Source organism: Epilithonimonas hispanica (genome assembly GCF_003385395.1).
Lineage (GTDB): Bacteria > Bacteroidota > Bacteroidia > Flavobacteriales > Weeksellaceae > Epilithonimonas > Epilithonimonas hispanica.
In genome coordinates, this window is the sequence record NZ_QNUG01000024.1 from 19,436 (window position 1) to 45,158 (window position 25,723).

Below are 25,723 nucleotides of genomic sequence, written 5' to 3' on the forward strand. Positions count from 1 at the left end.
ATGATTACACGCTCTATCTACATCGGCAATCCCGCCTACCTCAAGCTAAAAGACGAACAAATGTACATCCTGGATGCATCGTCTAATGAGGTAAAAGGTAAAGTACCTGTTGAAGATCTCGGTTTTCTAATGTTGGATCATTTTCAGATTACGCTTTCGCATCAGCTGATTCAGAAGATGATGGGGAATAATGTGGTGGTAGTAAGCTGTGATGCACATCATTTACCCCACGGGATTATGTTACCTTTGTATGGTCATACAGAACATTCGAATAGGGTGAAAGACCAGTTGGAGGCCAGCGAGCCGTTGAAAAAACAGCTTTGGAAGCAGACGGTAGAGTGCAAGATTGAAAATCAAAAAGAGGTTTTGCTGAGGTTGGGCAATTATTATGAGCCGATGATCGAGTATCAAAACAATGTGAAAAGCGGTGACATTACCAATATGGAAGGTATCGCCGCACAGCATTATTGGAAATATCTCATCAGTCTTGATTTTCTGAGACAGCGTTTTGGAGACTCACCCAACCTGTTTTTTAATTTTGGCTATGCCGTTTTACGGAGTATTGTAGCGAGAGCGATTGTAGAAACCGGACTATTGCCTGTGTTGGGGATTTTCCATAAAAATAAATACAATCCGTACTGTCTTGCTGATGACCTGATGGAACCATACCGACCGTTTGTAGATCTTCTGGTGATGCAATGGCTGGAATTGCACCCGAGTACCGAAGAACTGACTAAAGATTTTAAAGCACACATTCTGCAGATTGCTACTAAAGATGTAAGAATCGACGGAAAAACCCGCCCCTTGCTGGTTGCGGTAAAAACAACCGCGTCATCGCTGTACAAATGCTATACAGGAGAAAAAAGACTCATCTCTTATCCCGAATTGATATGAGTCGGTGAAAGACATTTTACTTTTTATATTGTACCTATTACAATCAAAAATATGGATGCCGAAAGGTTTAACTCTTATCGAATTATGTGGGTTTTAGTATTGTATGATCTTCCTACCGAAACCAAAGCCAATATGCGGGATGCTACAAAGTTCCGTAAAGGGCTGATAGATGATGGGTTTACGCTTTTTCAGTTCTCGATGTATGTACGCCACTGCCCGAGTCGGGAGAATGCTGAAGTGCATATTAAAAGAGTGAAATTTATGCTTCCCAAAGCCGGAAAAGTCGCTATTATGTGCATCACCGACAAACAATTTGGAGATATTGAAATCTTTTTTGCGCGAAACAAAGAAGAACCGCCACCGACTTTCCAACAGCTCGAACTTTTTTAATAACCTGTCACTGCGAGGAACGAAGCAGTCTGATCTTTAGAAAATAAAAACCTGCGTTGTATTAATATAGAAGTTTCAAAAACTAATATTTTCATAATTCTAGAACAATAATAAACCCTCTGGTAAACAGAGGGTTAAGTTTTGAGGTTGTGTTGTATCTCAAAGATACTGAAAAATGAAAGCAATTCACAACGAACTTGAACTTCTTTATGAATCGAATCAAGTTGTGTTGTATCTCAAAGATACTGAAAAATGAAAGCAATTCACAACAAAAATAAACTTCATTTGAAATTTGAATGAGTTGTGTTGTATCTCAAAGATACTGAAAAATGAAAGCAATTCACAACAACGGTCAAAACGAAGAAGTTGTTTTGAAAGTTGTGTTGTATCTCAAAGATACTGAAAAATGAAAGCAATTCACAACTTTTCATCAACTCGGGAAAGGATTTTAATTGTTGTGTTGTATCTCAAAGATACTGAAAAATGAAAGCAATTCACAACCGGTTTGATAATTGGGAATTCTTGTTCCCAGTTGTGTTGTATCTCAAAGATACTGAAAAATGAAAGCAATTCACAACATATTTCATTCTTAAATAATAGAATATCAAGTTGTGTTGTATCTCAAAGATACTGAAAAATGAAAGCAATTCACAACTGCATCTTCTGCTGTAAACCAATGTTTCATGTTGTGTTGTATCTCAAAGATACTGAAAAATGAAAGCAATTCACAACACGCAAATAAAATGCATTTTCGCCATTCCAGTTGTGTTGTATCTCAAAGATACTGAAAAATGAAAGCAATTCACAACTGCCAGTTGGTGCCAATGTTGACGAGATCGGTTGTGTTGTATCTCAAAGATACTGAAAAATGAAAGCAATTCACAACTAATATTATAACCAGAAAAACCATCATAAAGTTGTGTTGTATCTCAAAGATACTGAAAAATGAAAGCAATTCACAACGGCTCTTTGACCGCCTGTTAAAACCAGTATGTTGTGTTGTATCTCAAAGATACTGAAAAATGAAAGCAATTCACAACTATGCACCATCTGGACTTTGGTCAGTTAACGTTGTGTTGTATCTCAAAGATACTGAAAAATGAAAGCAATTCACAACAACGCTTGCCAATTATAGAATTTTGGATTAGTTGTGTTGTATCTCAAAGATACTGAAAAATGAAAGCAATTCACAACCAATCGGTCTTATTTCTCCCCAATATTCTTGTTGTGTTGTATCTCAAAGATACTGAAAAATGAAAGCAATTCACAACGCGCTAACTTCTTGCCCTGTTTAGTTCCCCGTTGTGTTGTATCTCAAAGATACTGAAAAATGAAAGCAATTCACAACAATTTCACGGACTCTCCAGATAGAAGTTTCGTTGTGTTGTATCTCAAAGATACTGAAAAATGAAAGCAATTCACAACGAAGATGATAATGATGATGATTTTCAAAATGTTGTGTTGTATCTCAAAGATACTGAAAAATGAAAGCAATTCACAACATGTTATATCGGTATTGATAATAATGTTTCGTTGTGTTGTATCTCAAAGATACTGAAAAATGAAAGCAATTCACAACCAAAGCAACGAAAGTATTCCGGGAAATTCTGTTGTGTTGTATCTCAAAGATACTGAAAAATGAAAGCAATTCACAACCTGTACATCAAGAAAACATTAAAGAAGATTGTTGTGTTGTATCTCAAAGATACTGAAAAATGAAAGCAATTCACAACGGGGTAGGTGAGTTCGGTGCGCCCATTTAGGTTGTGTTGTATCTCAAAGATACTGAAAAATGAAAGCAATTCACAACCACGCAAACTGAGTATAATATCCTTTTTTAGTTGTGTTGTATCTCAAAGATACTGAAAAATGAAAGCAATTCACAACAATCCTTAAAAATGATTATTCAATTCTCCAGTTGTGTTGTATCTCAAAGATACTGAAAAATGAAAGCAATTCACAACCTTTAAAGGCTGGTAACCCCATATTTGAAGGTTGTGTTGTATCTCAAAGATACTGAAAAATGAAAGCAATTCACAACACGTCATCAGATGTTCCTAAATGAACATGAGTTGTGTTGTATCTCAAAGATACTGAAAAATGAAAGCAATTCACAACTTTTAAGCTCCTTTAATAAGAATGCGTAATGTTGTGTTGTATCTCAAAGATACTGAAAAATGAAAGCAATTCACAACAACTACCCTTTTTTATGTAAGGGTTTTTAAGTTGTGTTGTATCTCAAAGATACTGAAAAATGAAAGCAATTCACAACTGACACCAAAAGAAAAAGCAAAAGAACTTGGTTGTGTTGTATCTCAAAGATACTGAAAAATGAAAGCAATTCACAACAATCTTTGAATGCATCAACCAATGTGGAAGGTTGTGTTGTATCTCAAAGATACTGAAAAATGAAAGCAATTCACAACTCACAACGAACATCAAAATATATTATTGTTGTTGTGTTGTATCTCAAAGATACTGAAAAATGAAAGCAATTCACAACTAAATTGATGTTTTTAGCGTCTAATCCAGAGTTGTGTTGTATCTCAAAGATACTGAAAAATGAAAGCAATTCACAACTATATCACAGAATTATAATCAGCGGGGTAAGTTGTGTTGTATCTCAAAGATACTGAAAAATGAAAGCAATTCACAACCATTCTCAATATTTGAATCGAATTCGTCAAGTTGTGTTGTATCTCAAAGATACTGAAAAATGAAAGCAATTCACAACGGTCAGAAGTTATCGACCGAAAAATGTCAGGTTGTGTTGTATCTCAAAGATACTGAAAAATGAAAGCAATTCACAACGTAACGGGAGCGATTAACCAATTGGAATTTGTTGTGTTGTATCTCAAAGATACTGAAAAATGAAAGCAATTCACAACATACATATGTTTTGCCCGTTTATATAGCCAGTTGTGTTGTATCTCAAAGATACTGAAAAATGAAAGCAATTCACAACTGACGGTTTGTTGGAAAATGAACAAAATCCGTTGTGTTGTATCTCAAAGATACTGAAAAATGAAAGCAATTCACAACGAGTTCTATCATTCGTTTTCGGTAATAGGTGTTGTGTTGTATCTCAAAGATACTGAAAAATGAAAGCAATTCACAACACACCTTTATAGCAATGAGGGAGAAGTTGTGTTGTGTTGTATCTCAAAGATACTGAAAAATGAAAGCAATTCACAACCTCCTTTAATGTGTTCCATACGTTTTATTTGTTGTGTTGTATCTCAAAGATACTGAAAAATGAAAGCAATTCACAACGTCGTATAAATCATATAAGAGTGCATTATGGTTGTGTTGTATCTCAAAGATACTGAAAAATGAAAGCAATTCACAACATTCTTCATTTAATGTTGAAGTGGTTAAATGTTGTGTTGTATCTCAAAGATACTGAAAAATGAAAGCAATTCACAACAAGCTTTATCGCATTCAAGTTCCCAACAATGTTGTGTTGTATCTCAAAGATACTGAAAAATGAAAGCAATTCACAACACTCATTATCTGGCTTAGTGAAATATTTCAGTTGTGTTGTATCTCAAAGATACTGAAAAATGAAAGCAATTCACAACTGCCGAACTCTGAATCTGACTTGTCGGCAAGTTGTGTTGTATCTCAAAGATACTGAAAAATGAAAGCAATTCACAACAAACTGAAACAACTGAAAAATCAGAATCGAGTTGTGTTGTATCTCAAAGATACTGAAAAATGAAAGCAATTCACAACAATAAAATATTCGCTACTAAAGATGATTTGGTTGTGTTGTATCTCAAAGATACTGAAAAATGAAAGCAATTCACAACTTCAGAACAATATTCGTAGAAAATAGTTTTGTTGTGTTGTATCTCAAAGATACTGAAAAATGAAAGCAATTCACAACACGACTTCCCCTAATGCTGATGTTCGAGATGTTGTGTTGTATCTCAAAGATACTGAAAAATGAAAGCAATTCACAACAGCAGAAAGCGGTGCGGTAGCTTCTAAGACGTTGTGTTGTATCTCAAAGATACTGAAAAATGAAAGCAATTCACAACTCTTTATCTGCTCTTTCCGCTGGCGTTAATGTTGTGTTGTATCTCAAAGATACTGAAAAATGAAAGCAATTCACAACACGCTTTTTGTCGGTATTGGCAAACAAAAAGTTGTGTTGTATCTCAAAGATACTGAAAAATGAAAGCAATTCACAACGAAATATTTGCAACAGAAAATTTTGATAATGTTGTGTTGTATCTCAAAGATACTGAAAAATGAAAGCAATTCACAACCACCTTTTAAATCATTGTCGGTGGCTATTAGTTGTGTTGTATCTCAAAGATACTGAAAAATGAAAGCAATTCACAACCTAACATCTCAATTTCCTGTCTAAGCATAAGTTGTGTTGTATCTCAAAGATACTGAAAAATGAAAGCAATTCACAACATATCAGAAACTCTATCAGCATTTCTCATAGTTGTGTTGTATCTCAAAGATACTGAAAAATGAAAGCAATTCACAACTTGAATGCCAAATAGAAGTAATGCACGATTGTTGTGTTGTATCTCAAAGATACTGAAAAATGAAAGCAATTCACAACGTAGTAGAGATTTCATTAGGAGCATCGCCAGTTGTGTTGTATCTCAAAGATACTGAAAAATGAAAGCAATTCACAACCAGCTTCTTTCTGGGCTTGTTTCTGTTTCTGTTGTGTTGTATCTCAAAGATACTGAAAAATGAAAGCAATTCACAACAGGCTACCTCTTTACAATTAGAGTTTGATAGTTGTGTTGTATCTCAAAGATACTGAAAAATGAAAGCAATTCACAACCAGCATCTCTTTTTAAATCAAAAACAGCTCGTTGTGTTGTATCTCAAAGATACTGAAAAATGAAAGCAATTCACAACAGGCGATGCCAGGGGCTTATTTCGCGTTTGGTTGTGTTGTATCTCAAAGATACTGAAAAATGAAAGCAATTCACAACCCAAACGTAAACTCCTACCACAACTGAGACGTTGTGTTGTATCTCAAAGATACTGAAAAATGAAAGCAATTCACAACGTAATAATTTCTACTAATTTAGGATAAATAGTTGTGTTGTATCTCAAAGATACTGAAAAATGAAAGCAATTCACAACTATAAAAATTTTCGTTATGTTCTTTTTTAAGTTGTGTTGTATCTCAAAGATACTGAAAAATGAAAGCAATTCACAACAATTGTTATCGATATGCATATCTGAATGGCGTTGTGTTGTATCTCAAAGATACTGAAAAATGAAAGCAATTCACAACTCGGTATAATTCTCTAAATTAATCCATCCTGTTGTGTTGTATCTCAAAGATACTGAAAAATGAAAGCAATTCACAACTTAAGTCTAAATTGTGTTGCTGTTATTTTTGTTGTGTTGTATCTCAAAGATACTGAAAAATGAAAGCAATTCACAACCATATACTGAGAAGTCACCGACAAGGAATGGTTGTGTTGTATCTCAAAGATACTGAAAAATGAAAGCAATTCACAACTGATGACGATGACGATTTACAATTCTAACCGTTGTGTTGTATCTCAAAGATACTGAAAAATGAAAGCAATTCACAACTAAACTTACTCTACTATCGCCACTATTATTGTTGTGTTGTATCTCAAAGATACTGAAAAATGAAAGCAATTCACAACTGTGATATCCTCGTAGGCTTTTACCTGAGCGTTGTGTTGTATCTCAAAGATACTGAAAAATGAAAGCAATTCACAACTTACCAACGAAGGAAGAACTTTCCGAAGAGGTTGTGTTGTATCTCAAAGATACTGAAAAATGAAAGCAATTCACAACTAACCCGAGTGCGTCGAGTTTGAGACGACGGTTGTGTTGTATCTCAAAGATACTGAAAAATGAAAGCAATTCACAACTATTCTCATTATTTTCTTGCAAAAGTAACGGTTGTGTTGTATCTCAAAGATACTGAAAAATGAAAGCAATTCACAACGAAGTTCTCCAGTTCCCTGACTATCTTTTGGTTGTGTTGTATCTCAAAGATACTGAAAAATGAAAGCAATTCACAACCATCCGTCAACGGACACAGGATAGATATTGGTTGTGTTGTATCTCAAAGATACTGAAAAATGAAAGCAATTCACAACTATGCGCCATCTGGACTTTGGTCAGTTAACGTTGTGTTGTATCTCAAAGATACTGAAAAATGAAAGCAATTCACAACATATAATTGGATTATTGTTTTTGGCTGCTAGTTGTGTTGTATCTCAAAGATACTGAAAAATGAAAGCAATTCACAACCGATTGAGGGGTATCAAAAAACAATTGATAGTTGTGTTGTATCTCAAAGATACTGAAAAATGAAAGCAATTCACAACATAATGTAGAAACTCAGGATTTCATTACTTGTTGTGTTGTATCTCAAAGATACTGAAAAATGAAAGCAATTCACAACTCCTTTTAAACAATCTTCTAATAATTTCTTGTTGTGTTGTATCTCAAAGATACTGAAAAATGAAAGCAATTCACAACTTAGTACCCAGAATTTCGGGGCGAAATGCGGTTGTGTTGTATCTCAAAGATACTGAAAAATGAAAGCAATTCACAACTGCTGTTGGTGCTGGGCAATCACCGAGGGGGTTGTGTTGTATCTCAAAGATACTGAAAAATGAAAGCAATTCACAACTCAGCTCTTTCTCATCTGGTGGAAACATTTGTTGTGTTGTATCTCAAAGATACTGAAAAATGAAAGCAATTCACAACTTTAATTGTGACTTGCCCTGCCTGCGTGGTGTTGTGTTGTATCTCAAAGATACTGAAAAATGAAAGCAATTCACAACGATAAAATAGATCGGGATATGAAAAAAAATGTTGTGTTGTATCTCAAAGATACTGAAAAATGAAAGCAATTCACAACCAATCTCATCACGCACCGCGAAGAAGGTGCGTTGTGTTGTATCTCAAAGATACTGAAAAATGAAAGCAATTCACAACTAATTACAATGCTGGAACTGTAAGTTTCGAGTTGTGTTGTATCTCAAAGATACTGAAAAATGAAAGCAATTCACAACAGTAAATCAAATGGTACCATTCAATAATAAGTTGTGTTGTATCTCAAAGATACTGAAAAATGAAAGCAATTCACAACACAGCTATGTAATAAAACTTTTAGATCATCGTTGTGTTGTATCTCAAAGATACTGAAAAATGAAAGCAATTCACAACGACTGTCCGGCTTGCAACTTTACCAGAATCGTTGTGTTGTATCTCAAAGATACTGAAAAATGAAAGCAATTCACAACAGCATAAGCGACAAACACTTTTTGTCCTTTGTTGTGTTGTATCTCAAAGATACTGAAAAATGAAAGCAATTCACAACAAAGTCCTCCGTAGCGTTAATCCAAGTAAGGTTGTGTTGTATCTCAAAGATACTGAAAAATGAAAGCAATTCACAACCCTTTTGTAATAGCATCTAATGCAACAGTCGTTGTGTTGTATCTCAAAGATACTGAAAAATGAAAGCAATTCACAACGAGAAACTCTTTTTCAAGATGAGAAATTATGTTGTGTTGTATCTCAAAGATACTGAAAAATGAAAGCAATTCACAACAGGCAAAACAAATAGGAGAAGTTCGCAGTTGTTGTGTTGTATCTCAAAGATACTGAAAAATGAAAGCAATTCACAACGGCAATTGCTTTGTTTGTATCATCCGTGCTGTTGTGTTGTATCTCAAAGATACTGAAAAATGAAAGCAATTCACAACAAACTATACACCAATCAATATTCGGCAGATGTTGTGTTGTATCTCAAAGATACTGAAAAATGAAAGCGAATATTGAAACATGCTTTTTTGAACTTTATTTTGAATAAAATAGAAAAATAGATGACTCTAAGACAACCCCAAAACATCATTTTTCTAACCTCAAAACTACCGGAAAATGATCACTATATCCACCCATGTACCGTGAGCCGGAGTAGGTGCGATGAGGATATTTGTTATTCTTTTGGTCTTTATTTCTAAGTCGGGGACAGTTGTAGATTTCTGCTTGGATATTGCTTAATTTGAACTGTTCTATCAGCGATTGTTCAGTGTAAATAATCTGGTCAAAACAAACCCCTTTCTTACCGTGATAAGTAGAGAATTGATTGTTTTTGAAGAATGTTTCAAAAGGATTACTCAGGATTTTCTCTCCGTTATTCTTGTAAAGCAGTCCTTGCAAAGCTTCATTATCAGGATTTTCATTGAAGTCGCCCATTAGAATTACACTTTCATTTTTATCGGATAATTTTTGAATTGTTTCTTTCAACTTATCGATGATATAATCTCGTTGTGCTTTTTTAGCATCTTGATTTCTTTTGGAGGGTAGATGAACAACCAAAATATGTAGCTTTTTTCCTTGATATAAAAACTCTGTGTGTAATATATCTCTCGTATCAAATTCCTTCTCTTCATCCACCTGAAACTTCAAAGTTTGATAGCTTTCTAAAATCAATTTCGTCTTATCAAAAAGCAAAGCCACACTTAAGTTTCGAGAATCATTGGATGGTTCATAGATGATTTCGTAATCATTAATAGGAGAATCTTCTTTAATCAAATCCTCTAATACAGACCTCGCGCCAATCTCAGCCAAACCAATGACAGAAGGCAATTGTCCAAAATCTTCCTCAACAAAACGAAAGACATTAGTAATCTTTTTGATTTTCAGATAGTATTTGTAATCGTCCCAATTATTAAATCCGACTGTTTCTTGATTAGGTGGATAAAAGTTCTCGACATTATAGAAAAGAAATAACTCTTGGTTTGTCATTTTACCACTTCTTTCTTCGGGTGTAGATAAAAGTGCAAACCACAATCAGGAGCATCAGTCCCAAAGTATAAAAATAACCGTGTTTATGATGCAGTTCCGGCATATTATCGAAGTTCATTCCATATATTCCGGCAATGAAAGTAATCGGTAAAAAGTAAACCGAATAGATGGCCAAAAGTTTCATCACCTGATTTGCCTTCTGGTCAGACAAAGCCAAAAACATAGAAATAAGGTTGACTGTTTGAGCATTCACGTGGTCAAAGTCGGCAATAACGTCTTTCTGTTTATCCAGTAAATCCATCACTTCGACATCATCAAGCTCCAGGTTTTTGAACTTCGAAATCCATTCTCCCGAGATATTCAGGATTCTGGTATTGAGACCCGATTTTCTTTTCAGTTTGTAAAGTCTTCGGATTTGGTTGGTTTGATTGGTGTTTTTAAGAAAGATTTCGTTTTCCATAGCGTCCATCACTTCCAACAGCGTCTGACTCTCATCATCAAAGGTTTTCATCACCTTCAAAGCCAATCGAAGCGCCAACTTGTCACGCGAAATATTCTCAGGATTATCTTTTTTCAGTTCCTCACAAACTTCATTGATGCTTTTACTTTTCACCCTATGAGTCGTGATAATCAACTTCGGTAACAGAAAAATCCCCAATTTACTGCTGATATCACTGATGCTGTTGAGATTACGCCTTTCGAGGTCTGTAGATTCTCTGGTCAGGAAAAACTTCACGTTGTCCACTTCTTCGTATTTGGGAAGGTGGTTGGGGTCTATCGTGTCCTCCAGCAAAAGGTAATTGATATGATAACGCTCGTGCAAAAACTGAAGGTCTTCTTCCGTCGGCGCAGTCACATCAATCCATTCCCAGTTGGCGGTTTTGTATTTCTGTTCTATCGGCATTTAACAAAACTAAATAAAATCTCAGTAATAATAATCATTTTTATTAGGGCAACTTAATCCGCCTGAGTTTATCCTGAGCTTGTCGAAGGGCTCCCAATCTTTTCACTCCACTGCGTTGTGTAAAAAGGAGTTCCGCTCAAACCTAACGAAGTGGTCTATCGATTCCAATAAAAATAAATAAGAAATTAGAGATAAGTCGGGTTGCGAGCGATTCAATGTTTTATATCTCGTCAGTTCGAGTAAAAAATGATTTGCAATGAAATGGAAAATCATTTTTGTATCGAGAATTTATTTTCATAAACCAATCCTTAAATATCTTATATTTAAGTTATGCAAAATTCTTACGTTTATATTTTACATTGTTCAGACGATACATATTATACAGGAGTTACAGGAAATGTCTACAAACGATTTGACGAACATCAGGATGGGAAATATTTTGGTTCCTACACATTTGATAGAAGACCAGTTCAATTAGTTTATTACTCTCATTTTACTGATATTGAGTTAGCAATAGTTTTCGAGAAAAAAATTAAGAAATGGTCAAGAGCAAAAAAGCTGGCTTTGATAGAAGGGAGATATGAAGACCTTCCTAATCTTGCTAAAAAAAATTTCAAGAAGTAATTTTAGGTTAGAATTTCGTCAGTTCGAGTAAAAAATAATTTGTAATGAAATGGAAAATTATTTTTGTATCGAGAACTATATATTAAAGGCTTCTCGATACGCTTCGCTGTACTACGCTACTCGAAGTGACGAATTTCAAAGGTTTATTGTACGCTAAAATATGATAGAAAAAATCTGTCAATCTGAAACTTATGTATTAAATAAAATATCTATTTTTGCGGATATTTTTATCAAATTCTAAAAATGTTTAAAAGCGTAATAACCGGAGTAGGACACTACGTTCCGGAAAATATAGTAACAAACGACGACCTTTCTAAGTTGATGACTACCAATGATGAATGGATTACGGAAAGAACAGGAATCAAAGAAAGAAGACATCGTGCCAACCGAGTAGATTCTGAAGAAACCACATCTTTTTACGGTTTCAAAGCTTCAGAAATCGCTCTTAAAAATGCGAATCTCACAGCAAAAGACATTGATTATATTGTTTTCGCAACATTGTCACCTGATTATTTCTTTCCGGGTTCCGGAGTTCTTTTGCAAGAAATGTTGGGTTGCGACACGATTGGAGCTTTGGATGTAAGAAATCAATGTTCTGGTTTTGTCTATGCAATGAGCGTTGCAGATGCATTTATCAAGTCTGGACTTTATAAAAATGTTTTGGTTGTAGGCGCGGAGATTCATTCATTTGGTTTGGATATGAGTGATAGAGGACGTGGCGTTTCTGTTATCTTCGGAGATGGAGCAGGAGCCGTAGTTTTATCAGCAAGCGAAGATGAAAATGCAAAAGGAATCTTATCTGTTAATATGCATTCCGAAGGAAAATATGCCGAAGAACTAGCCGTGAAATTCCCTGGAACCAAATTAGGCTGGAGCGATGTTTTATTGAATAATCCAGATTCTTTGACAGCAGAAGATATTTATCCTGTGATGAACGGAAACTTTGTTTTCAAACACGCGGTTACAAGATTTCCGGAAACGATTTTGGAGGCTCTTGAAAAAGCTGGGAAAAAGATTGAAGATTTAGATTTATTAATTCCTCACCAAGCAAATATCAGAATTGCACAATATGTTCAGCAATTATTGCATTTACCAGACGAAAAAGTATTTGTGAATATTCAAAAATATGGCAATACAACCGCCGCATCTATTCCTATTGCTTTGAGCGAAGCCATCTTGGAAGGGAGAATGAAACGTGGAGATTTGGTTTGTCTTTCAGCCTTTGGAAGTGGTTTCACTTGGGGAAGTGTTTTGTTTGAATATTAAGTCAATTCAATTTAAGATATGAAATAGAAAAACCACAAAAGTCACAAAAGATTCTTAATGATTAAAGTAATTCAAAAGTTTTAAAAAAGTATTAATTATGAGCATTTAACTTATTTGCTCTTTAAAGTAAAATTTACTTTTGTGACTTTTGTGGTGAAAAAACAAAAAGAGCTATTCGGATTTCCAAATAGCTCTTTTTTTATTGACTGATTTTGTTGATAACTTTATCGGATAATGATTTCAATTGTTGCATATCCTCCGGACTCAGTTGAAGCGATTCCAAAATCTGCATTGGTACACAACTGGCTTTTTCCTTCAATTGATGACCTTTTTCTGTAAGTTGGATTTTGACAACACGTTCGTCATCTTTGCTTCGGGTGCGTGAGAGATAAGATTTGCTTTCTAATCTTTTGAGCAAAGGCGTCAAAGTACCGTTGTCCAATTGCAGTATTTCTCCCAACTGATTGACGGTCAAATCGTCTTTTTCCCAAAGCGCCATCATCGTGATATATTGTGGATAGGTAAGACCAATCTCGTTTAAAATCGGACGATACGCCTGCATAATCTCACGATGCAAAACATAGACGGAAAAGCACAGTTGCTTGTCCAATTTTAATAAGTCTTCCATATCTCTAATTATTTATATTCTAAAACGAATTCCTCTTTCGGAACTCTCACTTTTTTCATCGGTGCAATCCAGTCACGTGATGGGTCAGAAACGCCAACGTACATTAGCGAAACGCTTCTCAATCCGTGTTTTTCTAATTCCAAAACCTTGTCGATAACCGCATTGTCAAAACCTTCAACTGGTGTAGAATCTACCTTAAGTTCTGCTGCTTGTGCCAATGCTAGACCTAGTGCAATGTAAGTTTGACGTGCTGTATGCGCAAAGTTTTTTTCTGCTTCCTCTTCAAGATAGATCGATTTTAACTTATCAGTATAACTTCCGAAACGGCCTCTTGGCAATTCTCTCTCATCCGTTGTGAAGTCATAGACTTTATCAATTCTTTCTGCTGTATATCTATCCCAAGCCGCGAAGATGATAATGTGAGAAGCTTCTCTCATACATTCTGGATTAAGAGCACCTTCTGATAATTGGTCTTTCAAATCCTGATTCTCAACCACCAATATTTTGAAAGGCTGAAGACCTGATGAAGTAGGCGCTAATCTTGCTGCTTCAACAATTTTATCGATATTTTCCTGACTTACTTTTTCTGATGGATTATATGCTTTTACAGCGTGTCTCCATTTTAGATTTTCTATTAATGACATTTTATATTTTTAGTTGTTAGAAACGGTTAATTTAACTTCGATATTTCCTCTTGTAGCATTAGAGTAAGGACATATTTGATGAGCCTTTTCAATCAATTCCTGAGCTTGTTCCAAAGAAACTCCCGGGATGTTGGCGTGTAATTCAGCTTCCAAACCAAATCCTCCATTTTCGATTTGTCCAATTCCTACTTTTGCAGTTACAGTAGTTTCACCAGTTTCGATTTTGCTTTGTTTGATAATAAGGTTCAAAGCGCTGTCAAAACAAGCTGAATAACCTGCAGCAAAAAGCATTTCTGGATTAGCATAATCGTCATTTGCGCCACCTAAACCTTTTGGCATTCTAACTTCTAAATCCAGAACTCCGTTGTCACTTTTAACGTTTCCGTTTCTTCCTCCTTTGGCAGTTGCGCCAATGCTATACAATGTTTTCATTTTTATTAAATTAATAATTTGATGACACAAATGTATGGCGGAAAATTATATTGTGCACAATATAAAATAAAGTTTATATCAAAATCTATTATTGACGAAAACTATATAGAATTATTTCTACAGAACTAGCCTTTTTACGTCTCTTTCAGAATATGAAAATAATTGTCTACCATCAATTTGATTTCTTGCAGTGTTTTAAGGTATTGATTATTAGTTGTTTGTTTCTTGTTTTGTTAGGTTTATCAAACAAAAAACCATTTTGGCACGGAATTTACAATTATGTCCCTTGTAAAATTTAAAATTTAAAAATATGAAATCTTTAAAGCAGTTAATATTAGGAGCAGGAATTTTGGCAGGAGGATTAATGTCTGCACAGAGTTCTGATATGACCAATATGTTAAAAGTTGGTCTTAACACAGGTATTTCAACAGGTGGTAATACTGCCGCAAACGTAGGAGTAGATTTATCTTATCAAAATCTGATCACACCTGGTTTTGGTCTAGGTATTGCGACAGGTTACAATCAATATTTCGGAAAGAATAGAACCATTAACGGCGTAAATGTCGAGAACAATGATTTTGGAGTTATTCCTGTTGCTGCACTTTTCAGAGTATATCCAAAACAAACAGGGTTTTATTTTGGTGCTGACTTAGGTTACGGTTTCATCGTTGGAGATGATAAGGTAGCAAGTAATGTAAATGTGGATAGACCAGATGGTGGTTTCTACATTAGACCAGAGATTGGTTACCATAACCGCGACTGGAACTTCTTTGCTCAGTATAACAAAACATTTACTGGAGACAAAGGTCAAATTGGAGATCAAAAATACAATGCAGGAGCAATCGGTGTAGGTGTTGCTTATAACATTCCTCTTGGTAAATAATCAGAATTTTTTGGTTTTCTAAGAAAATCTAAAAATATTAATCAAACTATGACACATATTATCGCCTTCATTTTTATGAGGGCGTTAATTTTTTTTTAAAACTTATCATACATCAATTTTTATTTTGAATCATTCTAAGTAGATTTGCGCTATTAAAATTATTCAAGAAATGAAAAAAGTATTATTACTAGCTGTATTGGTAAGCGGATTAGCTTTCGGTCAAACTAAAAAATTAACAAGTTCCGACGTACACTGGTGGGGTTATAAAATTGCAAAAACAGAAGCATCTTCTCACGATGGAACTGTGAATGTGAAATCTGGAAACTTAGTTCTTAAAAATGGAGCAGTTGTAGGTGGAGATTTCGTGTTGGATATGACTTCTATCAACGCAACAGACCTTTCTGGAGAATACCAAGGGAAATTGAACGGTCACTTGAAAAACGGTGATTTCTTCGAAGTGGAAAAATTCCCAACTGCGACTTACAAAATCACTTCTGTAAAGAAAAACTCAAACAAAGATTACAATTTTGTAGTTAACGGAAACTTGACTGTAAAAGGTAAGACTAACCCAGTTTCTTTCCCTGCAAAAATCACTTCTTCAAACGGCGTTGTGACTTTGGAATCTGATAAATTTTCTTTCGACAGACAAAAATTTGATGTAGCTTACAAATCTACAATGCAAGACGTTTTGGTAAAAGACGATGTTGATTTGAAAGTTAAAATCAGCGTAAAATAATTTTTCACAAAATATATATTTTCAAGGGCAGAATTTTTTCTGCTCTTTTTTTGTTGTTAAATTTGAAAATTATCTTTGAAATCTTTGTTAAGTTTGAAGTTTATGCTGAGAGAAGTCGAAGTGCCTTTGTGAACCTTAAAATATTTTCAATAATTTCAAAAAAAAGATTTGTGGACTTTGTGTTCAAAAAATAAATTGATGAAACTATACATAATAAGCGGTCTCGGTGCAGATGAAAAAGTTTTAGAAAAACTCACTTTCAATCCAGAAATTGAAGTCATTCACATTCCGTGGCTCATTCCAAATCTTAATGAAGAATTTTCCGATTATGTTCACAGAATGGCAGAATCGATAGATGATTCCGAAGATTTTTATTTAATGGGATATTCTTTTGGAGGGATTTTGGTTCAGGAAATTCAGAAACTGAAACCGGCAAATAAAATTGTGATTTTGGGAAGTATTCGTTGCGATGCAGAGAAATCAAAATTTATCAAGCTTGGTGAAAAAACTAATGCTATAAAGTACATTCCCAAACCTTTTTTTGGAAATAGCAGTTCGGTTTTATATATGTTTCTGAAAAAAATATTTGATTCCAAAAACGCCAATCTTTTAGAATACTTCCGAGTAAAAGACCCATATTATCTAAAATGGTCAATGGACAAAGTTGCGAAATGGAAATTTGATAAGATTCCGGATGTCATTCAGATTTTGGCAGATAAGGACATAGTTTTTCCGATTAAAAACTCGCAGCCCGATTTTGTAATAAAGAACGCAACCCATCTTTTTCCATTAACCAAAGCAAAACAAGTTTCAGAAATTCTCAAGACCATTTTTGTGTAATTTTAATTTGGGCAGCTTAATCCGCCTTCCACTCCCAATCTTTTTTGCTCACGTTTTCATATTAAATAGAACTCGAAGACTACGCAAAAAAGGATTTCCGTTCAAGTCGGGCTGCAGATTCAGCGTAAAATAGAAAGTTAACTTAAAAACTCAATATTGTTAAAAATCTGCAAAATCAGCTTAATCAGCGAGAAACTCAAAACCTTTTTTGAGCAAAGCGCCTTTGCGAACCTCAAAATATTTTCAATAATTTCAAAAAAAATCTTTGAACTCTTTGCGGTAAAAAACTATACTTAACATAAAGTTGCGCCGATTTCAAAAATCAATTACATTTACAATCGATAATTTTTTACAATTTAATGGAATCTATCAGTGTTTTTGACATCATAAAAATCGGAATTGGACCATCATCTTCCCACACAATGGGACCTTGGAATGCAGCCAAGATGTTTCTGGATTTGATCAAAAGAAATCATGCTTTACAAGATGTGCAAGAAGTTTTCGTAGAATTCTTTGGTTCTTTGGCGAAAACAGGCGTTGGCCACGGAACCGATATTGCAGGAATGCTAGGTTTAAGTGGAGAAAACTTCCGAACAATTGATACTAATAAGATAGATGAAAAAATTGAAAAAATAAAATCAGATCAAAAAATCAATCTTGGTGGAGAGGTTTGGTTGCCTTTTGTTTACGGACATCATTTGATCCTTAATAAAGAAAAATCCCTAGATTTTCACCCAAATGGGATGATTTTCAAAGTTATATTCCAAAATGGGGAAGAATTAAGTCAGGATTACTATTCCGTTGGAGGCGGATTTGTAGCAACCCAAGAAGATAATTCGATGGGAGATCGTTGTGTTCGCACACTTTATCCTTGCCATAAGGGCAGCGACATTCTTAAGTACATCGATAAACTTAAACTCGATAAAATCTCAGATTTGGTTTTCCTTAACGAAGAATCTTGGAGAACGCAGGTGGAAACGCGTCAAAAAGCTCTTGAGATTTGGGATAACATCAAAGATTGCGTTTATAAAAGTATTAATAAAAAAGGCGTTCTTCCAGGTGGTTTAAATGTTACAAGACGTGCTTCTGAGATGAATGAGAAGCTCCTCGGAACACAGATTTATAAAAACAAAAATCAATGGTTCGAAATGGTAAAAAACGAGCAAAAAACTTTTAGCTCTGTTACCAAATGGGTTTCCTGTTTTGCGCTTGCTGTTAACGAAGAAAATGCTTCTTTCGGAAGAATCATTACAGCGCCAACCAACGGTGCAAGCGGCGTAATTCCCGCAGTTTTGATGTACGCACAAAGTTTCACCGAATTTAATTCTGAAGAAGATATTATTAGATTTCTTTTGGTTGCAGGAGAAATTGGAACTATTTTCAAGAAAAATGCAACTATTTCTGCAGCAATGGGTGGTTGTCAAGCAGAAGTAGGCGTTTCGTCTGCAATGGCAGCGGCAGGATTGACAGAAATTTCTGGCGGAACACCAGGGCAGGTTTTGATGGCTGCAGAAATTGCAATGGAACATCATCTTGGATTAACCTGTGATCCTATTGGCGGATTGGTACAAATCCCTTGTATCGAGCGTAATTCTATGGGCGCAATGAAAGCTATAACTGCTGCTTCTCTTGCTTTGGATGGAGATCCCACCAAGGCAAAAGTTTCTTTAGATAGTGTTATCAAATCTATGTGGGAAACAGCTTTGGATATGAATTCAAAATATAAAGAAACTTCTGAAGGCGGTTTAGCAGTTGCGGTAAATGTTGCGGAGTGCTAATTTTGTAATGAACGCCTTATAGATTGTCAGTCTGAGGTTCTCGAAGATATCTAAATACTTAAGCGAAGCTTTCCAAATAAAAATTAATATAAATATTGAAAGATGATTTTAGTTCTAATTTTCTAAAGTCTAATTTCTAATCAATATTTCCCAATATTAAATTTTCATAATAAAGAATTGTTAAAAAAGAAGTCATTTTGTTAGCAAAAATAAAATTCGTATCTTTGCAGCAAATTAGACGATCTTTAAATGAATTTATTTACGGAATCCAATCTTAGCGCTGAAGTTCTTCAGGCGATTGGCGACCTCGGCTTCGTAGAGCCGACAGAAATCCAAAAACAGACTATTCCTTTTATCTCTACAGATACTCGCGATCTTATCGCACTTGCGGCAACAGGAACAGGCAAAACAGCAGCATTTTCGCTTCCGATTTTGGATATGATAGACGACAACAGTCGTAAAATCCAATTATTGGTGCTTTGCCCTACTCGTGAACTTTGCCTTCAGATTACCAAAGACATCAAAAATTATACTAAATACCTAAAAGACATCAAGACTACTGCAGTTTATGGTGGTAGCAGTATTATGGATCAAATACGATCTTTGAGAGACAAACCGCAAATTATTGTGGGAACTCCGGGTCGTGTGATCGATATGATCGGAAGAAAAGCACTTGACTTTTCTGAAGTACAATGGGTAGTTTTGGATGAAGCTGATGAAATGTTATCAATGGGTTTCAAAGACGATTTGGAAACAATCCTTAGCGAAACGCCTGAAACTAAGCAAACTTTCTTGTTCTCTGCAACGATGAACAAAGAAGTGGAGCGTATTTCTAAAAACTATTTGACCAATCCTCACAGAATTTCTGTTGGATCGATCAATGCAGTTAAGAAAAACATCAAGCACGAATATTATGTGGTTGGTTACAGACAGAAAAAAGAAGCTTTGAAGAGATTGATCGATGCAAATCCGAATCAATATTCAATCATTTTCTGTAGAACAAGAATGGAAACTCAGGAAATTGCAGATTTCTTGATGCAAAATGGTTACGCAGCAGATGCACTTCATGGTGATCTTTCTCAAGCACAGAGAGATACAGTGATGAAGAAATTCAGACTGAAAAACATCGATATTTTGGTGGCAACAGATGTTGCGGCTAGAGGTTTGGATGTGGATTCTTTGACTCACGTTATCCATTTCTCTTTACCAGATGATCCAGAAGTTTTCGTACACAGAAGCGGAAGAACAGGACGTGCAGGTAAAGACGGAATTTCTATGGCTCTTATCAAACCAGAAGAAAGCAGAAAATTGAAGCAAATCAAGTCTGAGACTAAAATCGAAATGACTGAGAAGCAAGTTCCATCAGGAAAAGATATTATCAAAGCTCAGGTTGCTGGTGTTTTCGAAAAATTATTGACAGAGCACGAGGATTTCTTCGAGTTTGATGATTCTTTGATTCCAGACCTTTCCAACTTCACAAAAGAAGAATTGGTTCATCAGTTACTACAATTCCAATTGAAAGATCTTGCGACTTATTATAAGGATAGAAATGATCTTCAAAAACAAGAAATAAATAGTAGAGGGGATGACAGAGGAAGCAGAAGAGAAAGAGGAAGAGAGCGTGAAAGAAACGGCGAACCGAGAGAAAGAAGAGAGCGTGGCGATAGAAACGACAGAGGTGGAAAACCAAGAAGAAAAAATGAAGATATGGTAAGATTCTTCTTCAACCTTGGAAAAAGAGACCAACTGAAGAAAGTGGATATGCTTGACATCATCAATAAAGCGACTTCTAAATCTAAAAAAAGAGCAGATATCGGTAATATCGAAATCTTGGATAAGTTCAGCTTTTTCGAAATCGAAAAGTCTTTCAAAAATGAAGTGATGAATGGATTGACTGAGATGAAATTTCGGGGAAAAGAAATGCGCGCCGAAGTTGCAAATTAATCATAAAACATTAATAGATATCTAAAACAATATTTGTAAAAACCTGCTAATCAGCAGGTTTTTGTTGTTTTTAATCTTAATGATAATTTAACATAAAAATTTTCATCGCCTTTTGTTTTTTATCATATTTGCAAGACTTAAATAAGAACTAAAATGGGAATAGGAAATCTTTTCAGAGCATTTCAACCAAAAGATAAAATTTTTTTTGATCTGTTTCTAAAGGTAGCAGACAACTTAGTAGAAATGTCGAAGACTTTTCACGACGGTTTACTAGATTTTGATATCAATGATGAAACATTATTGAATCAAATGAGTGATTATGAGCATAAGCTGGATGATCTTACTCACGAGATTTTTGTACAACTGGGCGAGAATTTTATCACACCTTTTGATAGAGAAGATATCAGTTATTTGACATCTGGTTTGGATGATATTGCAGATTATATCTATGCTTCTGCAAAATATATTTATCTTTACAAAAGTCCGGATAACAAAGTTTACTCCGAGTTTTCTTTGTTGATCTACAAATCTTGTATAGAGATTAAGAAAGCTTTAGAAAACTTAAAAGATTTTAGAAATCCTAATGAAGTTAGAGAGTCTTGCATCAAGATTAATTCTTACGAGAACATTGCAGATGACGTTCTAAGTCAAGCGATCGTTAAATTGTTCGAAACCAATGATGCAATCTTGATTATCAAGCAAAAATCAATCTTAGATTATCTGGAGGTTGTTACAGACAAAGCAGAAGATGTTGCCAATACAATGGAGAGCATAGTTATCAAATACGCTTAAAAAGCAGTATCAAAAAATAAACGAATGGATTTTCCAATTCTACTCATTATCATTATCGCGCTTGCGCTGATATTTGATTATATCAATGGTTTTCACGATGCTGCCAATTCTATCGCAACCATTGTTTCTACAAAAGTACTTACACCTTTTCAAGCTGTTCTTTGGGCAGCGTTTTGGAATTTTGCAGCATTTTTCCTTGCGGCATACGTTGTAGGTGAATTTAAAATTGGTAATACGATTGCTAAAACAGTAGATGAAAACTTCATCACACTGGAAGTGATTTTTGCAGGACTTATTGCAGCTATTGCTTGGAATCTATTGACCTGGTGGTTTGGGATTCCATCTTCATCATCGCATACTTTGATTGGAGGTTTTATCGGAGCCGCATTGATGCACGCTTTGATTACAGACTATCATTTAATTGCAATTACTCACCCAGATTATTCTTTCTTCGAAAAAGTGTATCAATCATTTGTACAGCTCTTTTCGCAGAATGTAGTTAAGTATAAAGTAGTTATTCCTATTTTCTTGTTCATTTTTATGGCTCCGCTTATTGGAATGGCAATTTCAATTGTTATTACATTGATTATTGTTAATATCTGTAAAAGAGCCAATCCGCACAAAGCTGAACGTGTTTTCAAAAAATTACAATTGGTTTCTTCTGCATTATTTAGTCTTGGACACGGGACCAATGATGCACAAAAAGTAATGGGTATTATTGGAGCAGCTATGATCTATTTTCACGTGAATATGATGAAAGATCCTATGTATCTTAATATTGCAGAAGCAGATCGTTTCAACTTCTTTGCTGAACATTATCTTTGGGTTCCTATCGTGTCGTTCTTAGCAATTGCATTAGGAACAATGAGTGGAGGATGGAAGATCATCAAAACAATGGGAACTAGAATTACGAAAGTAACGCCATTGGAAGGTGTAGCAGCAGAAACTGCAGGTGCAATTACACTTTTTATCACAGAACAACTAAGAATACCTGTTTCTACAACACATACAGTGACAGGGTCTATTATTGGAGTTGGTTTGACTAAGAGAGTCTCTGCGGTAAGATGGGGTGTAACAGTTAGTTTACTTTGGGCTTGGATTCTTACGATTCCTATTAGTGCTATTGTTGCAGGGATTACCTATCTTTTGGTAGCATTAATTTTTTAGAATTAATATTAAACTTAATAATATTTAAAAACTTTCCAATAATACTTTGGAAAGTTTTTTTATGTTAAAAAATCACTTAATAATCGACAAAAACAAGTTTCAAAATCTTGGAAAAACATCTATAAAAATTGTACTTTTGTCATAAACAAAATCTCGAATGGAATTTTTAGATCACTACCAAAAGATCGTCGCTGAAGCTGTAGATAAATACACATTTACAGAAAAACCTTCAGAACTTTATGAACCGATGAATTACATCATTTCGCATGGCGGAAAAAGACTTCGTCCAATAATGGTTCTAATGGGCAACGAGTTATTTGATGGTGATATGGAAAAAGCGATTAAGCCAGCTTTAGCCATCGAGTTTTTTCATAATTTTACATTGATTCATGATGATATTATGGACGAAGCGCCTATTCGTAGAAATAAGCCTACAATCCATACGCTTCACGGGATTAATGTTGGGATTCTCTCTGGAGATGCATTATTGATAAAAGCTTATCAATTCTTCGAAGATCTAGAACCAGAATTATTCAAAAAATGTATCAAAATATTTTCTGAAACAGGTGCTGTTCTTTGCGAAGGCCAGCAGAATGATGTCAATTTTGAAACACAAAAACATGTTTCATATGACGAGTACATCAATATGATTACAAGTAAAACAGGTGTTTTGAGTGCTGCTTCTTTCCAAATAGGTGCTCTGATTGCCGGGGCTTCTGAAGAAGATGCTGAATTAATTTACAATTTTGGGAAACACATAGGAATTGCTTTCCAAATAATGGATGATTACTTAGACGTCTTTGGAGATATGGAACAGTTTGGGAAAAAACATGCGGGTGATATCTACGAAAACAAAAAAACCATTCTTTATCTTTTGGCTCTAGAACATGCGAATGAAGAAGAATTATCAGAGCTTAATTATTGGTTTTCTAAAAAAACAGATAATGTTGATAAGGTTTATAGCGTAGAAAAAATCTTCCGTAGAACAAAAGTAGATGACAAAGTTCTAAGATTGATCCAAAAACATAATGAGATTGGACAATCTTATCTGGATAAAATCAATCTTCCTGACGAGAAAAAATTACCTTTCCGAGAACTGGCAAATTACCTTTTGAGAAGAGAATCCTAATATGATAATGTAGAAATTTACCAATCTAGCAATGATTTCAGATATTGGTAAATTTCTACATTGATTAAATTGTTACATTTTAAAATAATGAAATTCCGGACAGAAGTAGATATCAATGTAAGTGAAAAGAAAATAGGAATCGAGGATTGCGTATTCTCTATTGGATCGTGTTTTGCGACAGAGATGCACGAGAAATTTTCTGAAGGGCAGATTCAATCTTTGAACAATCCTTTCGGAACTATTTTTAATCCATATTCTATTAATAATGCGATTCAGCAGATTTATGATGCAAAAGAATATCAGGAAAATGATTTGATCTTAGCTAATGAAAATTACATCAGTCTCGATCACCATTCGTCTTTTGACTCCAGATTTTCTCACAAATCATTAGAGAATATTAATAAAAATATTGAAGAAGCCAACCAGTTTTTACAGAATACCGGTTTTGTGATTATTACATTCGGGACGTCTTATATTTATGAGTTTCTTCCAAAAAATAAGTTGGTTGCCAATTGTCATAAGCTTCCACAGAAATTTTTTGCCAAGAGATTTTTATCGCATCAAGAACTTACAGGATCTATTAATAAAACTATTGACTTTCTGAAAGATATCTGTAAAAATGATGTTCAGATATTGTTCACAGTTTCTCCCGTTCGTCATACAAAAGATGGTATTATTGAAAATCAATTGAGTAAATCAAAATTAATAACAGCAATCCACGAATCTATTTTAGGAAAAGAAAATTGCTATTATTTACCAATCTACGAATTGATGATGGATGATTTGCGAGATTATCGTTTTTACAAAGATGATTTGATTCATCCTAATTCTCAAGCGGTTCAGTACATTTGGGAAAAGTTTGGAAATGCTTATTTTTTTGATGAGACCAAAGTTTTCATTAATGAAAATAATAAAATCATCACGGCGCTCAATCACAAAACTGAAGACGATAAGAATCCAAAATATCAAGAATTCTTGGATAAAATCAATCAAAGGATTGTTGAGCAACAAAAAAAAGTTAAGCATAAAATCTTTTAATAATTATTAATTGTCAATGGTTAATTATAAGTTTGATTAATCATTAAAAATTAACAATTCATAATTAATTATGATAGACACTCACACACATTTATATTCCGAACAATTTGAAGATGATTTTTCTGAAATGTTTTATCGTGCATTAGATAAAGGGGTAGAAAAATTTTTTCTGCCGGCAATTGATTCAGAGACTCATCGCAAAATGATTGATTTAGAGGAGCAATATCCAGACAAAGTTTATGCTATGATGGGATTGCATCCTTGTTCTGTTCAGCCGGAATCTTGGGAAAAGGAATTACAATTAGTCAAAAATTATCTTGATCAAAGAGATTTTGTTGCGATTGGAGAAATTGGAATTGATTTATATTGGGACAAATCTACACTTGATATTCAAGTAAAAGCATTTGAGCAACAAATTGATTGGGCTATTGAAAGAGATTTACCAATCGTAATCCATACAAGAGAAAGCTTCGAAGAAACTTTTGAGGTCTTGGAAAGAAAGAAACATCCAAAACTTCGTGGGATTTTCCATTGTTTTTCGGGAAATCTTGAGCAAGCCAATCACGCTATTGATCTTCAATTTATTCTTGGAATCGGTGGAGTAGTGACCTTCAAAAATGGAAAAATCGACCAATTTCTGAATGAAATTCCACTTGATAAAATAGTTCTGGAAACGGATTCTCCTTACCTTGCACCAGTTCCTTTCCGCGGAAAAAGAAATGAAAGTGCTTATGTAGAATTGGTTGCAGGAAAATTAGTTGATATTTACGGAAAAGATTTCTCAGAAATTGATAGAATTACAACTGAGAATGCTCTGAAGTTATTTGGATTAACTCAATAATTTTAAATA

Annotated in this window: 19 protein-coding genes and 1 CRISPR repeat array; of the genes, 14 read left to right on the forward strand and 5 right to left on the reverse strand. The window is 34.5% G+C overall.

Going from position 1 to position 25,723, the window contains the following annotated elements:
- Together cas1 and cas2 are read left to right on the forward strand one after the other, a co-directional pair.
- Entirely contained in the window at positions 1–894 is an 894-nt protein-coding gene (cas1, locus tag DRF58_RS11685) for a type II CRISPR-associated endonuclease Cas1 (RefSeq protein ID WP_116035639.1), read from the forward strand.
- A 51-nt stretch (positions 895–945) separates the two neighbouring features.
- Positions 946–1,284, forward strand: coding sequence for a CRISPR-associated endonuclease Cas2 (gene cas2 / locus DRF58_RS11690; protein WP_116035641.1), 339 nt, complete (start codon positions 946–948; stop codon positions 1,282–1,284).
- Positions 1,285–1,430: 146 nt separating this feature from the next.
- A CRISPR array of direct repeats spans positions 1,431–9,100; the repeat unit is 47 nt; unit sequence GTTGTGTTGTATCTCAAAGATACTGAAAAATGAAAGCAATTCACAAC.
- 68 nt (positions 9,101–9,168) lie between these two features.
- On the opposite strand, the gene DRF58_RS11695 is transcribed toward cas2, so the two are convergent.
- Both DRF58_RS11695 and DRF58_RS11700 read right to left on the reverse strand, forming a co-directional pair.
- The gene (locus DRF58_RS11695; RefSeq protein ID WP_116035643.1) at positions 9,169–10,068 is read right to left on the reverse strand and encodes an endonuclease/exonuclease/phosphatase family protein; all 900 of its coding nucleotides are present in this window, start codon (positions 10,066–10,068) and stop codon (positions 9,169–9,171) included.
- Position 10,069: 1 nt separating this feature from the next.
- Positions 10,070–10,972 (reverse strand): magnesium transporter CorA family protein, encoded by a 903-nt coding sequence (locus tag DRF58_RS11700; protein ID WP_116035644.1) that lies wholly within the window; start codon positions 10,970–10,972, stop codon positions 10,070–10,072.
- Between the two features lie 330 nt (positions 10,973–11,302).
- On the opposite strand from DRF58_RS11700, the gene DRF58_RS11705 reads away from it, so the two are divergent.
- Positions 11,303–11,596 carry a GIY-YIG nuclease family protein gene (locus tag DRF58_RS11705; protein WP_116035646.1) on the forward strand — a complete coding sequence of 98 codons (294 nt, stop codon included), beginning with the start codon at positions 11,303–11,305 and terminating at the stop codon, positions 11,594–11,596.
- Positions 11,597–11,839: 243 nt separating this feature from the next.
- The gene (locus DRF58_RS11710) at positions 11,840–12,862 is read left to right on the forward strand and encodes a 3-oxoacyl-ACP synthase III family protein (protein ID WP_116035648.1); all 1,023 of its coding nucleotides are present in this window, start codon (positions 11,840–11,842) and stop codon (positions 12,860–12,862) included.
- Positions 12,863–13,061: 199 nt separating this feature from the next.
- Here the strand turns inward: DRF58_RS11710 and DRF58_RS11715 are convergent, their stop codons facing one another.
- Genes DRF58_RS11715 through DRF58_RS11725 form a run of 3 tightly spaced genes read right to left on the reverse strand, consistent with a single transcriptional unit; the run spans position 13,062 to position 14,566 of the window.
- Positions 13,062–13,490 carry a MarR family winged helix-turn-helix transcriptional regulator gene (locus tag DRF58_RS11715; RefSeq protein ID WP_116035649.1) on the reverse strand — a complete coding sequence of 143 codons (429 nt, stop codon included), beginning with the start codon at positions 13,488–13,490 and terminating at the stop codon, positions 13,062–13,064.
- An 8-nt stretch (positions 13,491–13,498) separates the two neighbouring features.
- A complete protein-coding gene (locus DRF58_RS11720) occupies positions 13,499–14,134 on the reverse strand; it encodes a nitroreductase family protein (RefSeq protein WP_116035651.1) in 636 nt (211 codons plus the stop codon).
- 9 nt (positions 14,135–14,143) lie between these two features.
- Complete coding sequence (locus tag DRF58_RS11725) at positions 14,144–14,566, reverse strand: organic hydroperoxide resistance protein (protein WP_116035653.1); 423 nt, start codon at positions 14,564–14,566, stop codon at positions 14,144–14,146.
- Positions 14,567–14,876: 310 nt separating this feature from the next.
- Between DRF58_RS11725 and DRF58_RS11730 the strand changes: the two genes are divergently transcribed.
- The 10 genes from DRF58_RS11730 (at position 14,877) to DRF58_RS11775 (ending at position 25,714) form a co-directional block, all read left to right on the forward strand.
- Complete coding sequence (locus DRF58_RS11730; protein WP_116035654.1) at positions 14,877–15,449, forward strand: hypothetical protein; 573 nt, start codon at positions 14,877–14,879, stop codon at positions 15,447–15,449.
- Between the two features lie 169 nt (positions 15,450–15,618).
- Positions 15,619–16,185 carry a YceI family protein gene (locus DRF58_RS11735; RefSeq protein ID WP_116035656.1) on the forward strand — a complete coding sequence of 189 codons (567 nt, stop codon included), beginning with the start codon at positions 15,619–15,621 and terminating at the stop codon, positions 16,183–16,185.
- Between the two features lie 198 nt (positions 16,186–16,383).
- Positions 16,384–17,025 carry an alpha/beta hydrolase gene (locus tag DRF58_RS11740; protein WP_116035658.1) on the forward strand — a complete coding sequence of 214 codons (642 nt, stop codon included), beginning with the start codon at positions 16,384–16,386 and terminating at the stop codon, positions 17,023–17,025.
- Between the two features lie 359 nt (positions 17,026–17,384).
- Entirely contained in the window at positions 17,385–18,803 is a 1,419-nt protein-coding gene (locus DRF58_RS11745) for an L-serine ammonia-lyase (RefSeq protein ID WP_116035659.1), read from the forward strand.
- Between the two features lie 249 nt (positions 18,804–19,052).
- Positions 19,053–20,747 (forward strand): DEAD/DEAH box helicase, encoded by a 1,695-nt coding sequence (locus DRF58_RS11750; RefSeq protein ID WP_116035661.1) that lies wholly within the window; start codon positions 19,053–19,055, stop codon positions 20,745–20,747.
- Positions 20,748–20,900: 153 nt separating this feature from the next.
- The gene (locus tag DRF58_RS11755) at positions 20,901–21,539 is read left to right on the forward strand and encodes a DUF47 domain-containing protein (protein WP_116035663.1); all 639 of its coding nucleotides are present in this window, start codon (positions 20,901–20,903) and stop codon (positions 21,537–21,539) included.
- A 24-nt stretch (positions 21,540–21,563) separates the two neighbouring features.
- Positions 21,564–22,706, forward strand: a complete 1,143-nt coding sequence (locus DRF58_RS11760) for an inorganic phosphate transporter (protein WP_116035664.1) — start codon at positions 21,564–21,566, stop codon at positions 22,704–22,706.
- Between the two features lie 157 nt (positions 22,707–22,863).
- Entirely contained in the window at positions 22,864–23,835 is a 972-nt protein-coding gene (locus DRF58_RS11765) for a polyprenyl synthetase family protein (RefSeq protein ID WP_116035666.1), read from the forward strand.
- An 87-nt stretch (positions 23,836–23,922) separates the two neighbouring features.
- The gene (locus tag DRF58_RS11770; protein WP_116035668.1) at positions 23,923–24,873 is read left to right on the forward strand and encodes a GSCFA domain-containing protein; all 951 of its coding nucleotides are present in this window, start codon (positions 23,923–23,925) and stop codon (positions 24,871–24,873) included.
- 70 nt (positions 24,874–24,943) lie between these two features.
- Positions 24,944–25,714, forward strand: a complete 771-nt coding sequence (locus DRF58_RS11775) for a TatD family hydrolase (RefSeq protein ID WP_116035669.1) — start codon at positions 24,944–24,946, stop codon at positions 25,712–25,714.
- Positions 25,715–25,723: the final 9 nt, after the last annotated feature.